General features: G+C 41.3%; 15 protein-coding genes. 10 read left to right on the top strand and 5 right to left on the bottom strand.

Annotation, left to right across the window (positions count from 1 at the left end):
* Window positions 1–309: 309 nt before the first annotated feature.
* Complete coding sequence (locus tag U0033_RS26440) at window positions 310–1,698, bottom strand: Fic family protein (RefSeq protein ID WP_072360862.1); 1,389 nt, start codon at window positions 1,696–1,698, stop codon at window positions 310–312.
* 362 nt (window positions 1,699–2,060) lie between these two features.
* On the opposite strand from U0033_RS26440, the gene U0033_RS26435 reads away from it, so the two are divergent.
* The 3 genes from U0033_RS26435 to U0033_RS26425 are packed head-to-tail and all read left to right on the top strand — an operon-like array spanning window position 2,061 to window position 3,155.
* On the top strand, window positions 2,061–2,195 hold the full coding sequence (locus tag U0033_RS26435) for a hypothetical protein (protein WP_262487761.1): 135 nt from the start codon (window positions 2,061–2,063) through the stop codon (window positions 2,193–2,195).
* A gap of 49 nt (window positions 2,196–2,244) precedes the next feature.
* On the top strand, window positions 2,245–2,829 hold the full coding sequence (locus U0033_RS26430) for a hypothetical protein (RefSeq protein ID WP_072360860.1): 585 nt from the start codon (window positions 2,245–2,247) through the stop codon (window positions 2,827–2,829).
* A gap of 2 nt (window positions 2,830–2,831) precedes the next feature.
* On the top strand, window positions 2,832–3,155 hold the full coding sequence (locus tag U0033_RS26425; protein ID WP_072360858.1) for a hypothetical protein: 324 nt from the start codon (window positions 2,832–2,834) through the stop codon (window positions 3,153–3,155).
* 113 nt (window positions 3,156–3,268) lie between these two features.
* Here U0033_RS26425 and U0033_RS33505 read toward each other — a convergent pair whose 3' ends face one another.
* The gene (locus tag U0033_RS33505) at window positions 3,269–3,412 is read right to left on the bottom strand and encodes a hypothetical protein (protein WP_407654250.1); all 144 of its coding nucleotides are present in this window, start codon (window positions 3,410–3,412) and stop codon (window positions 3,269–3,271) included.
* A gap of 767 nt (window positions 3,413–4,179) precedes the next feature.
* On the opposite strand from U0033_RS33505, the gene U0033_RS26420 reads away from it, so the two are divergent.
* The 6 genes from U0033_RS26420 to U0033_RS26395 all read left to right on the top strand — a co-directional run bounded on the left by U0033_RS26420 (window position 4,180) and on the right by U0033_RS26395 (window position 9,129).
* Complete coding sequence (locus U0033_RS26420) at window positions 4,180–4,389, top strand: hypothetical protein (RefSeq protein ID WP_072360856.1); 210 nt, start codon at window positions 4,180–4,182, stop codon at window positions 4,387–4,389.
* Window positions 4,390–4,395: 6 nt separating this feature from the next.
* The gene (locus U0033_RS26415; protein WP_177318598.1) at window positions 4,396–4,539 is read left to right on the top strand and encodes a hypothetical protein; all 144 of its coding nucleotides are present in this window, start codon (window positions 4,396–4,398) and stop codon (window positions 4,537–4,539) included.
* Window positions 4,540–4,560: 21 nt separating this feature from the next.
* Window positions 4,561–4,848 carry a PIN domain-containing protein gene (locus U0033_RS26410; RefSeq protein ID WP_072360854.1) on the top strand — a complete coding sequence of 96 codons (288 nt, stop codon included), beginning with the start codon at window positions 4,561–4,563 and terminating at the stop codon, window positions 4,846–4,848.
* A gap of 385 nt (window positions 4,849–5,233) precedes the next feature.
* Window positions 5,234–5,392, top strand: coding sequence for a hypothetical protein (locus U0033_RS26405; protein ID WP_177318597.1), 159 nt, complete (start codon window positions 5,234–5,236; stop codon window positions 5,390–5,392).
* A 271-nt stretch (window positions 5,393–5,663) separates the two neighbouring features.
* The gene (locus tag U0033_RS26400; protein ID WP_072360852.1) at window positions 5,664–6,647 is read left to right on the top strand and encodes an AAA family ATPase; all 984 of its coding nucleotides are present in this window, start codon (window positions 5,664–5,666) and stop codon (window positions 6,645–6,647) included.
* Window positions 6,648–6,663: 16 nt separating this feature from the next.
* The gene (locus U0033_RS26395; RefSeq protein WP_072360850.1) at window positions 6,664–9,129 is read left to right on the top strand and encodes a S8 family peptidase; all 2,466 of its coding nucleotides are present in this window, start codon (window positions 6,664–6,666) and stop codon (window positions 9,127–9,129) included.
* A gap of 180 nt (window positions 9,130–9,309) precedes the next feature.
* Here U0033_RS26395 and U0033_RS26390 read toward each other — a convergent pair whose 3' ends face one another.
* Window positions 9,310–9,849, bottom strand: coding sequence for a hypothetical protein (locus U0033_RS26390; RefSeq protein ID WP_072360848.1), 540 nt, complete (start codon window positions 9,847–9,849; stop codon window positions 9,310–9,312).
* A gap of 244 nt (window positions 9,850–10,093) precedes the next feature.
* Between U0033_RS26390 and U0033_RS26385 the strand changes: the two genes are divergently transcribed.
* Window positions 10,094–11,440: a hypothetical protein gene (locus U0033_RS26385; protein ID WP_072360846.1), complete on the top strand. Its 1,347-nt coding sequence runs from the start codon at window positions 10,094–10,096 to the stop codon at window positions 11,438–11,440.
* Window position 11,441: 1 nt separating this feature from the next.
* Here U0033_RS26385 and U0033_RS26380 read toward each other — a convergent pair whose 3' ends face one another.
* Both U0033_RS26380 and U0033_RS26375 read right to left on the bottom strand, forming a co-directional pair.
* Window positions 11,442–11,810 carry a DoxX family protein gene (locus U0033_RS26380; protein WP_072360844.1) on the bottom strand — a complete coding sequence of 123 codons (369 nt, stop codon included), beginning with the start codon at window positions 11,808–11,810 and terminating at the stop codon, window positions 11,442–11,444.
* A 57-nt stretch (window positions 11,811–11,867) separates the two neighbouring features.
* Window positions 11,868–12,185: a hypothetical protein gene (locus U0033_RS26375; protein WP_072360843.1), complete on the bottom strand. Its 318-nt coding sequence runs from the start codon at window positions 12,183–12,185 to the stop codon at window positions 11,868–11,870.
* Between the last annotated feature and the right edge of the window lie 2 nt (window positions 12,186–12,187).

Below are 12,187 nucleotides of genomic sequence, written 5' to 3'. Positions count from 1 at the left end.
TAAATAGATAAGGTGTCCATCATATTTGAATTTTTAAGGGCTGATTCACAGTAGCCAGCTCTTATGATTATTATAAATTATTTTGCTTTAGCTGGCATCTGTATTCATATTTACCGATTTTGCTGCATTATTATTATTTACCATTTACAACGTAGAAGTAAAATGAAATAAAAAATGTAATTCATGATACATTCGGCTACTATAATTGTGAATGAGTCTGCCCGTTCATGTCAGTAAAAGAAAAATATTGTACATTTTAAGATTAAATCCAGGGTATCACCTGGAAATACCACCGACACTAAATTGTCTTCACAATTTCTTCCAGACCGCTTCCCATTTTTTAAACTCCGCCGGTCTAACATAATAAGTAGCAAAATTACCTTCATGCAGTGACAGCAATTCTGTGTCAACAGTTTCAATAAACCTACTCTGATCTCCTTCCGGCAGCCCAGCAGCCTTCCGCGCTATCAATTTCCCTGCATCTTCAGGGGATATCGCATTAGAAACTATATCGGTAACAAGACTACGAATATCATTCCTATACTTAATTCTAAACGGATCAGGTTCCCCCAATGACTGCCGCAAAGACCCATACCGTCGTGCAGATCTCTCATACGCCCACATATAAACATCCTTTAAAAGCTCAACACGATTAAGCTCATACACACCCAGAATTCCCATCACATACAAATCGTTAGGTACGTCAACAAAAGCCAATGGAGCCAGGTTATGTCTATTCAATGATAAATTAGCCGCAAGCCTGGAAACCCGCTTATTCACATCATCAAATGGCTGGAGGTAAGGTAAATGTACCATAACGAAAAACGACTGCTCAAAAGGATCTTCAATCGCATTAGCCTTTTCAAGAATGAGTTCAAACATCTCTTCAATCCGCTGAGGAATGCCCAGGGGTGTAAATACCGAATTACCAATCCCTACAAGTGCTTTTCGCAAACGCCCTCTCGCCGAAGGATCCGGCAATAAGTTATTTGATAATAATGCATGCAGATTGGTAATCGTATAGCGGTTGTATCCGATTTCCTCTGTCGTTTGAACAATAAACTCGATCGCATCTTTATGATTAAGGATCATTTGGGCTTCCGCGGCAGATTTATTGTCAGCCAGTTTTCCATGAAAGATCAATTGTTGTGTATCTAATAGGCTATACGTATTACCTTCAAGACGGCTGGAGTTCCATGATAAATCTATCAGCATTCGTTGCAGGATCTCTTTGACATATGTGCCTGCAGGTTGGTCAAGCCGAGCAGTTTTCCCCAGATGTGCAAGTTTACGTTTGTCCTCATCTGTGAGATAACTATCAATATTAGGGCGGTAAAAAAGCAAAAACTCATCTTGATATCCTACCGGAAAACGCATATGGGTTGGCCTGGAAATAATCTCCTGTATTTCTTTTCCGCCTTCAGATAATGGAATAGTTGTATGTGTCTCTCCGGTGTTTTGCTTCACAGCAGATTGAGAAGATATTAAACGATAAAGCCTTGCCTTGGTTTTACCAGAAGTCGCTATAATTCCTTCATCTATTAACCTATCCAAACGCCTTTGTAAAGTCCGGATTTCTATATCTATATCCAGCGCATTCTTTATCATCTCAAGACTTGCTCCATCCTTGAACTGTTCCAACGTTTTTCTAATCAGTTGTAATTCCTGAAGAATTTGAGCATAACTAATCTTGGCCATAATGAATTAATTACACCAAATTTACGACATTAAAACAATCTTATTGTCGTAAATATTAATTTTATGACACTAATAGTTATTTTATTGTCATTATCATTATGATTCAAAATGTTCAGCCAAACAGATACTAATTGAAATATATTCACAAAATAAACCCATAAAATGCTCTACAGACAAGGTAAAGCGATGCATTTTTTTAAGAAAAATCAATAGGCACTATTATAATATTCCAATCATTAGACTAAAACCAATACCATTTTGCCACTCACTATAATTACTTTTCCAAAAAAACGCCATTTCGTAATCACTTTTCCAAAAATATAAGCGTTTTTCCGTAAAATCGTATAATAAAACAGGCTCTAGTGAATAATAACAACAATCTTTCTAAAATCATTCATACATATCATGGCAGAACATCGCCAGAAGAAGGGTATTTGATTGGCTATGGAGCGCTTATTGATTTTTACCAACTTGGAGCTGGCTTTAATAAGCCATAAACGGGTTCAATATGAATAGGAAAAATGGCTTGTCCTATCAAACAGACACATGCCCGAAGACACACTCATAGGACATTTAACCTTTGCACTAAAATACGAAGGGATCGATCTTCTGATATTAAAAAAAGTGTTTGAAGCCCTGGGAATAAAGGACACTGTTTTATTAATTTCTAAAGAACCAACCAGCCAGTACAGCAGAAGACTGTGGTTTTTATACGAGTGGTTAATGGATACTAAATTACCACTGCCTGACTTATTATCTGGTAATTACGTCGATGTCCTTGACGAACGCCTTCAATATGGTTCTATATCAGAAATATCAAAAAGACACCGTGTCCGCAACAACCTTCCCGGAAACAAAGACTTTTGTCCGCTTGTAAGAAAAACTCCTGCTTTAGAAAATTTCATTCAACAGGATCTATCCTCCAAAATAAAAGCCATCCTTGGTAAGATCCATCCGGATGTGATGGCAAGAACAGCTGCATTTCTCTTACTAAAAGACTCAAAAGCATCCTACGCCATCGAAGGAGAAACACCGCCTCAAAACCGTGCACAACGCTGGGGTCGTGCAATCGGCCAGGCAGGACAAAGACCGGTATCCCGTGAAGAATTGATCCCCCTGATAACAATGTAACCGTGTTAAACGACACCCTTGATCTATACCGCTATTTTGATGCCACTAAACAAGCTGAATTTCTCTACAGGTGCGTGAAAGAAACCATCGAACATACTATTCCGGAAGAAGTATCTTATCTGGAAAAGTACGATCGCATGAAGCAATACCTTGACAACTATTTCGAAATGCCAGACAAAACAGTCGCCTTACTTGTCAGATCTCTGGAACAAGGAAATGGAACGCTTTCAGAAAGAGCAAAAACAAAAGAGTTTAAAGAATTGAGTGAAAAAGAAGTGGAAGAAATTCAAACAAAATACTCTGAAGTATTTATGGGTGGCATTTAGTGTACAGAAATCATAGTAACTTCAAATTAACCCAGGTCCCAATCCTGCTTTAATGACCGATATGCTGTTTCCTGCATAGATTATATCCAGCCAGTTAATCAACGTATCATCGTTCATGAACTGGCTGGCCGGTGCAGCGTAAGCTCGCCTAATTTTTGCGTACTCCATACACAGGCACGAATACCTGGGTATGACTTTAAAATCCTTTTATAAGCTTTTATTCCAAGGTCAGAGGCAGACATTTCAAAGACTGGTATGGGTTGCCAAGTGAAGATTCCCCGTTTTACAGATTGCAGAACACCTTTTGCTTTAAATCATAAATCCGTAATCGAAAGGTTGTCATTTTAAAATCTGGCTCCTATTCGGGAAAAAAGGGAAACAATTCTTCACTGGAAAAACGTTTCTTTTCCTTTTCAAACCCATCTGCTAATCTATCTATATAACAATTGACTATCAACAACATAAGATCAATTTAAAAAATCAAACATTTACCAAATTTTATACTTTTTTGGCAAATATTTGAAACCCGATATTTAAGACTTTGGCTATAATCCACTGCCAAACGGTTCGAACCAATTATATCCCATAAATAGCTTTTATAGTCAAATCAAGCTTCAGGAAGAAAGCAGATCAGGGTCTGCTAAATAATCGATAATACGTTGTTAATCAATACAATATGACGTGTTTTTTAGCTATAGAAGTGTTTGTATATTGAAAGATTCATTTCCAAAACCATGCAGCAATGATACGTTACACTCCTGCAAAACAATTGACCTTAGAAGGATTTTCAACTCCTTTTTCGCAGCAGTTATCCTCTACTAACCGATGGGTTATACTAGCTGCAAAGCTTCCGTGGGACAAACTGGCGGACGTGCATTATAAAAAAATGCGGGGCAGATTTCGGTGCTCCAACATTGAGTGCCCGGATGGTAATAGGTACAGTGATCATCAAACATATACTTAACATAGATGATCGGGAGGTAATAGAGCAGATCACGGAATATATATATATATATATATATATATGCAATATTTTGTAGGCTTAAGCAGTTTCCAACAGGAAGCCAGACTAATCAAAGCGAATGACGAGAAAACAGCGGATACCCGCAGTGAGGATGATCAGGATGGGAATGGTGGAGAAGAGAGTAATAACATTGGCTTGAATGAGCATACAGAGAGCGTAAAAGAAAAGTCATCTGATGGGCTATCAGGAACAGTAACCAAAATTAAATAGACTTTCATGAAAACAATCTATGTGGACACCTCCGTGTTTGGAAGATGTTTTGATACTGAATTTAAAGCGTACAGTAATAAACTGCTGGATGAATTTAAAAGAGGGAAAATGAAGATGATGATTGCTGACCTGGTAATGGGAGAGCTATAAACGGCCAGACAGGAAATTAGAATGCAACCTTTAATGGTTCCTTACCTCTATTTAATACAAACAAAAAATTCATCGAATGCGCTTAAGCTTGCAGCAAAATACATTGCTGGCGGCACTTCAACTAATGGTAGCCAGGCGGATGCCGTACATATAGCTACAGCTACGCTTCAAGGCGCCAATCTTGTTGCAAGCTGGAATTTTAAGCACATGGTGAATACTGATAAGATTAGGCTATATAATACGATCAATTTAAATGAGGGGTACAGGACGATTGATATAAAGACACCCAGGGAAATTATAAATCCATAATTATGAATAAACCAGTTAAAGACTATGATTGTGTAGCAGAAGTAAGTATGGTGGTTCGTTATTGGAGATAGCGGGGGTTTATTATGAGAGAATGTGGAAGTGGTGAAACTGGGTAATTGGATGGTAGACAAGCTGAAGGGGAAGTTGAAGTATGTAAAGGAATGAATGGAATAAAAATGGCGGATACCACGATTATAGTAAACGAGCGGGTGATTATGAGTAAATAATGTCGGTTGGATGATGGATGTATGTTGGTATTTCGGAGGTGCAACTGGTTCTCTAAGAGAACCTCAAGCCTTATCATGTTGTGCTGTATATTCACCTTGTGTTGAAATGGCATGAACAGTTAGATAACCCCGTTATCCTCGTCAAATTACATGAGTTGATGGACGCATTCAATAGTGGATCCAGGAAAATGTACTTCCGTTATATGAGGGAGTTTCATGAGTGGGGCTATATCAGTGGATATAAGAAGATGATTAACGGATCGAATGTAGTGATGAAATTACTACAGGAACCTACTGATGACAGTATCGTATCTTAAATACCCCGTACGATAGAATTTGGTAGGATGAGGCGGAGGTTGGTTTGTATTGAATGAACGAAGTACAAGGTCGCTGCCCGGAGTGGTATCCGGGGGCAACCTTTTTTTGAAGGCTGGCGTTTTAATGGGGAGGCAGCCTGGAATTAAGTGGAATTTGGCTGATGATATGGAATTTCCGCTTCGATTGTGTAGTTTTGTACAGATAGATTGTGATTATTACCAATTGATTATCAGTTAGATTACATTTTAATATTCCTATTCTCACTCAATAATGGCAGCAGCGCAACAAATAAAAAGTTTAATTAATTCATTTGCAGATGGTGACGATGCTAATTTTTATAGCATTGCCATGCAGATTGCAGCTGCAGAGGCGCGTGATGGGAATAAGAAATTAGCAGATGAACTTGTTAAGATTATCGATAAGGCTAAGATTAAGACGAGTCAAAGTCAGGGTATCCTGAAGAAGATGCCCATGAATGTAGCTCAGAAGGAACTAAATGATCTTTTTGAGTTTATTAAGCCGCATGTTTCTCTGGCCCATATGATCCTGACTAATGAAGTGAAAGCTGGGATTTCCCGGCTGATTGATGAACAGCAAAAAGAGGCAATTTTATCTAAATACAATTTATTACCGCGCCGGAAGTTATTACTTGTTGGCCCTCCGGGAAGCGGTAAGACCATGGCGGCAAGTGTGATTGCGGCGGAATTAGGGTTGAGTGTGTTTGTAATCAGGTTGGATGGTCTTATTAGCCGTTATATGGGAGAATCTATCGCAAAGCTTCGGCTCATTTTTGATGCAATGAAGCAGTTTAGAGCAGTTTATTTATTCGACGAGTTCGATAGTATCGCGACATCCCGTACTGAAGCAAATGATGTTGGAGAGATTAAGAGAATATTAAATAGCTTCTTACTTGAAATTGAAAAAGATGATTCGAATAGTCTGATCATTGCAGCTACGAATCTTCCCCAGGCATTAGACACAGCTTTGCTCAGAAGGTTTGATGATATTATAAAGTTTTCTTTACCGGAAGGCGGGAATATAGTTCAGGCTTTTCAGGATGGATTAAGAGATGTTGAGAATTTTATTTCTTTTGACTTATCCTCTACCGTTATAGAACTGGCGCAAGGGCTTAGTTACGCTGATATTTTTCATATCTGCGCAGAAGTTGTGAAGGAACAGATTTTATATGGCCAAAATCAGATTACTAAGGAACATTTAGCCCGTTATATAGAGAAACGGAAGAGGCCTTTTTAAACTTCAATAAAATTTAATGGCGATATTCCACGCTAACCATCTCATTATAGATGGTAAAACTACCCCATACCCATATACTTCAAAAATAAGGGGGGAAACAATTGATGTCAGAAGGGGGCTTAACAAAGTCTCTCATGGCCGTTTGATTAAACAGCAGCTTAGAAGGGCGGCGGCCGATTTTGAGCAGAGTCCGGATGATAAGTTTGTGTATGTTGTATTGAAATCACCGCCTGATTTTCTGATTGATATCTCAAAACTGGATGAAAAAAAAGGTAGCTACCAGGTAAGAACTACCAGGGAGATTGAAGCTGAGGATCAGGATGGAAATAAACATGTTGTTATTGAGGCAGTAGTTTATCTCAATCGGGAAGGGGTTTCAAAATTCCTGAAGAAGGCAGATGACTACATCAATAGAATGACCCGGACGGGGCAACCTCAAAATCAACCTCTGATTGCAAATATTGATGAGATCCGGGCAGCTACCTTGCAAAGTTTTTGGCAGGAACCGGAATTGCCATTTCCGGCTTTAGATGAACTGCATTGGTGGGAGGTGTGGATCATTAGAAATGCAAGAGATAGCAATGAGGATCCAATCAGTGAGATAAGAGTTGTTGTGCAGGAGCATGGGGTAGAAATTGGAGAACGTTTGCTTGTTTTTCCCGAACACTATGTCTATTTAATGCATGCCACTGCCAGGCAGCTTTCTTCGTCTATTTTATATACGGATAGGCTCGCGGAGATAAGAATGCCGAGAGATACGGCGGATTTTTTTACCTATTTACCGGTTGATGATCAGCAGGGTTGGGTAGGTAATTTGGCGGCAAGGGTTAATTATGTGCCGGATGATGTTAGTGTATGTTTATTGGATACCGGTGTAACGCTTAGGAATCCCTTGCTTGCGCAGACGGTGTCTGCTGATCATTTAGTCGCGATTAATCCTTTATGGACGGTGGATGATGCCCGGCATAATACTGGTCATGGAACGCCAATGGCAGGATTGGCGATTTATGGAGATCTGACGGATTTGTTTGCTGGTAATGGGCCGGTAAATATTCATCATAAGCTGGAAAGTGTGAAGATGTTTAATGGGGTAGGGCTTCGTTCTGAATTAAGAGGGGCGGTTACAGGGGAGGCCGTAGCAAGAGCGGAGATAATGAATCCAGCGCATAAGCGCATTTTTTCTCTTTCGATTACAAGTTGGGATCTGGATCATAAGGGGCAGCCTTCTTCATGGTCATCAGCAATAGATCAGCTATTATTTGGGGGCAGAGATTTTTTGTTTATGGTAAGTGGTGGTAACCTGGACTATGCTTCAAGGCTTGCCTATCCTTTGGCGAATGACCAGGCGTCTATAGAGGATCCTGGACAGGCTTTTAACGCGATAACAGTTGGTGCATATACGTTGAAAGATCACTTGGACCTGCAGCGGTATCCCGGAACTACTCTTTTAGCTAACAGAGGTGCATTATCACCTGGTAGCCGGACTTCGGCGAATTGGGATAAGCAATGGTGCCGGAAGCCTGATATTGTAATGGAAGGTGGGAATCATGGGATAAATGCAGATCAGCTGGTTTTAGATCACGGATTGCAATTACTTTCTGTTTCTACTTCGCAGTTTCGGCATCCACCGTTGATTGATTTTGGAGATACGAGTGGTGCTACAGCATTGGCTGCCCGATTTGGGGCGCAGTTATATCGGGAGTATCCGGATCTTTGGTCGGAGACAATTCGGGGGTTGATTATTCACGCAGCAGACTGGACACCTGCTATGCTGGGGAATCGGACTTTAAAGAATCTTACAGGCGAGGATAAAAAACGTTTATTCAGGCAGGTAGGCTATGGTGTTCCAAATATGGAGCGGGCACGATATAGCACTAATAATAGCTTGTCGTTGATTGCTCAGCGTAGTTTAAAGCCCTACAAATGGGAAGATTATAGGGTTAAGACAGAGGAATTTCATCTATTTGAATTGCCCTGGCCTTTGGATGTTTTGCAGGCTTTATTTAATACTGAAGTGACGCTTAAAATAACGCTGTCTTATTTTATTGAACCCAATCCGGGTAGTCAGCAATATAAAAAGGCGGCGAGTTATATGTCTCACGGGCTGCGGTTTAAACTTATTGGTAGTAATGAAAGCAGGGGGGCATTTTTAGCCAGGATTAGTAAGGCGATGACAATTGAAGATGACGATGAAACTGAAGCTGAGGGAGCTAATTGGGTGATCGGGGAGCAAGTGCGAAACAAGGGGAGTATTCATAAAGACCTGTGGATTGGACCTGCTGTCGATCTGGCGAATAGGAACCGGATTGCGGTTTATCCTGTAGGAGGTTGGTGGAAGAACCGGAAGAAGTTGGAGCGGTATAATGATCGGGTGAGGTATAGTTTGATTGTGACGATTGAGACGCCGGAGAATTTGAATGAGGTGGATATATATACGCCGGTACTGAATCAGATAAGGGTGGATATACCGGTTGGGGTGTAAAACTAACAGAAAGGCCGGACGCCTTTCTGTTAGTTGTTTGCTATATGAACTATTTTTAATGGATGGCTGATCTCGACTACATGGGCTGTAGATTTTGAATTGAGACTATACCCTATTAAATCTCCATGCTACCAATCAATAAACCCACCCAATCAACAATGACAAGATAATACATCAATTCTATTCCAATCGTACCTCCCTCACCGTTTCATTCCCCGGCAAATCCACCGCTACCACCCTTACCAGCCCTCCAGGCGGCAAGACTGCCACTCTATAATACCAATCCACCCCATTCCTCCCCAACACCGCCTTCCCCCTTTCCAGCAGCACACCTGCCGCATCAAGCACCTGCACTTCCACCTCCGCTATCCTGAATTCATCCTTCGCATGCACCACTACCGTAGTATCTTCAAATCGAATACCCTGCACCTCCGGGGAATTATAAGCATCCTTTATCGCCATATTCCACGCATTCTGCCCCACTCCCGCTTTCGACTTATAATAAGCCTTCAGCTCCGGATCCTTCAGCATTTGCTTTGCATAAGCTGCCGCTACCTGCATTCGATACCGGGCCTCCAGCTGCTTTTGAGTTGGTTTTTTCGTGGAAGGACCGCGCTTCTTTGCCATTATTATCTGGCCGTTCCTTTCATAAATTGTGAGTTGATTACCCAGTGTACCACGCACCAGGCTTAGAAGAACATTATCCTTTACAATAGCCATAACAAACAATTTTGGGGTTATACTCAATTTAACACTTTCTTCCGGGATATAGTGAGGCGCTTAAGCCAACTATGCACAAATATTTCATTATAAGTACATTCTATGCACACCTTTATATCGATTTGATATTGAAGTGACCTTATCACGACCCTTTTGTGCATTTAAAATGTAGTTAAAGTTGGCTTATTAGCCTATCGCCTCACTATAGTCTGGTAAAATAATTCTGTTTGATTATTTTTATCAGATGAATATCATCCCTCAGCTGAAAGAACTGGCAGAAAGATATGATGTAGAAGAAATGGACAAACTGGTAGAAGGCCTTTCATCAAAAGAACTGGAAGAATATAAGGAAGAAATTATTGGTGCCTATGATATGATCTATTCATATGGCGTGTATGACCTTGATTGCGACAAAGTAAGCAACCCGGAAGACTTTGTCTTTTACCTGCTTGGTATCATCGACTCCATCCAGCGTTTCTTCCCTGACCAGCAATACCACCAGGAAAAAGGCTATTGTTACCAAAACCTGGCAGAAAGGGCGGAAGCATACGAGGATAAGCTACGATACATCCAGGAAGCCATTCATATTTACTACCTGGCTCCGCAAACCACTGATATACAAATGTGTATGGTGAGGGCACTGACAGATAAAATGGTCATTACCCAACAATTCACCACGGAGAACTTCACTGAATTGCTCTATTATTTCAGGCCGGTGCTGAACGACGCTACCTTCATTAGGGCACTGATCCATCTATGCTTCAGGATACGCTCCCTCCCCTTTGCACAGAACAACTACTGGCACCTGCGCCTATTGCGTGAATTTGAAGGAGCCATGTACCTGCTGGCGGAGAAAAAGCCACTCGTTTACCTGGACTGGGCCGAGACTTATCACTATATCCTTTTCCATGACTCCCCTGAAATTGATGCTGCATACAAGGCACAAATGGTGGACCTGGCAGCCTCCCTGCTGCAGCCCCTGGAAAGTTATCATACAGAAGATCCTGAACTGCTGAACCGACTGGGCAAGGCATTTGCCGACACCGCCCGGAGACTGCAGGAAAATGACCTGAAACTGGCTTATTACTGGATTTCGGTAGAGTTCTTCACCAAAGGGCATGAACAACAGCCAGCTGCCTGGACCTTTCCCGTTTATGCCACCAATTCACTGCTTGATATTGCGCAGATCTATCACGAGCAAGGCGCCTATGAAAAGGTGATCAATACCTTTGAACACGGGTTACAGCTTTTCTCACAGGTCTGCCAACATGAAGAAGACTTCCAGCTAAACCTTTACTGGGGCGATTTCCTGTTAAAATACACCGAACTGGCATACGATTTCAAATCCCCATCCATCAACGCCCTTGCAGAAGAAAAACTGCAACGCGCTGCAATGCTGGGCCAAAATTACTATGCACATCCCTACCTGTCCATGGCAAGGCTGGCAATAAAATCAGGCGATAAAGAAAAATGTGTGAACATCCTACTGCAATGCAAAGAAGCGATACACTCCACCGGCTACACTGCTTATGACCTGGCTGAAGCACTGAGAGATGAGGATTTCAGGGAAGTATGGGATCAGCTGCAGTAAGTTATAGCCTCCTGCCTGCTGGTCTGAAATACCAGGATACGACAGTCAGGATGGCAAAAACCAGGGGCGCAATGAAATGCGCAAATGGATCGCCTGCTGCAATGTGGGAAATCACAGCTCCTGTCATGGCAAAGAAGAAACCAGCATAGGCCCATTCTTTTACCAGCGGGAAACGGGGAAGGAGAATGGTGATGACGCCCAGTACCTTCCACACACCCAGTATCGTCATAAAATAAAGTGGATATCCCAGGTGGATAATCCCGTCTACATTGTCTTTTTGCTTAAAAATCTGTGCTAATCCCCCTACAAACATGAATAAGGCCAGGATGATGGTGGCTGTCCAATAAATGATGTTATTTCTTTTTGTCATTGTGTAGCTATTTGACTACAAATATATGCGTAGCTATTTAACTACACAAGTTTTTCTTTAAAAAACTTGCAGATCATCCTTATAAGCCTTTTTGTAGAGGGTGATGATTTTTTCCAGGATGGTAGCGCGTTCTTCGGTGTTGATAACGGTATTGTCATCCCAATGAGCAATGGTTTCAGGATTGATGAAGGCGAATCTTGCGGCTATTCCACACAGCAGGGCACGGTCATTTTCCTGGTAAAAGAGGGTTTCTCCCCGATAAAGGATGAGTAAGCCATATTTGTTACCATCCTCTTCATAGCGGTATGCCCGCGAATCGGATTTTAAATCATTGAGGGTTGCTTTGGTTGCTTTCGAGTAAGTTCTTTTGCCCATTA

The sequence above is a fragment of the Chitinophaga sancti genome (assembly GCF_034424315.1).
Taxonomy (GTDB): domain Bacteria; phylum Bacteroidota; class Bacteroidia; order Chitinophagales; family Chitinophagaceae; genus Chitinophaga; species Chitinophaga sancti.
The sequence above is the reverse complement of the archived record's forward strand: the minus strand, read 5'-3'. Positions and strand labels throughout refer to the sequence as shown.

Coding starts and splice junctions, on each gene's coding strand:
- U0033_RS26415 (WP_177318598.1), top strand. CDS start 4,396: ATGAAAACAATCTATGTGGACACCTCCGTGTTTGGAAGATGTTTTGAT.
- U0033_RS26385 (WP_072360846.1), top strand. CDS start 10,094: ATGAATATCATCCCTCAGCTGAAAGAACTGGCAGAAAGATATGATGTA.
- U0033_RS26440 (WP_072360862.1), bottom strand. CDS start 1,698: ATGGCCAAGATTAGTTATGCTCAAATTCTTCAGGAATTACAACTGATT.
- U0033_RS26420 (WP_072360856.1), top strand. CDS start 4,180: ATGCAATATTTTGTAGGCTTAAGCAGTTTCCAACAGGAAGCCAGACTA.
- U0033_RS26390 (WP_072360848.1), bottom strand. CDS start 9,849: ATGGCTATTGTAAAGGATAATGTTCTTCTAAGCCTGGTGCGTGGTACA.
- U0033_RS26405 (WP_177318597.1), top strand. CDS start 5,234: ATGGACGCATTCAATAGTGGATCCAGGAAAATGTACTTCCGTTATATG.
- U0033_RS26410 (WP_072360854.1), top strand. CDS start 4,561: ATGCAACCTTTAATGGTTCCTTACCTCTATTTAATACAAACAAAAAAT.
- U0033_RS26430 (WP_072360860.1), top strand. CDS start 2,245: ATGCCCGAAGACACACTCATAGGACATTTAACCTTTGCACTAAAATAC.
- U0033_RS26375 (WP_072360843.1), bottom strand. CDS start 12,185: ATGGGCAAAAGAACTTACTCGAAAGCAACCAAAGCAACCCTCAATGAT.
- U0033_RS26380 (WP_072360844.1), bottom strand. CDS start 11,810: ATGACAAAAAGAAATAACATCATTTATTGGACAGCCACCATCATCCTG.
- U0033_RS26395 (WP_072360850.1), top strand. CDS start 6,664: ATGGCGATATTCCACGCTAACCATCTCATTATAGATGGTAAAACTACC.
- U0033_RS26400 (WP_072360852.1), top strand. CDS start 5,664: ATGGCAGCAGCGCAACAAATAAAAAGTTTAATTAATTCATTTGCAGAT.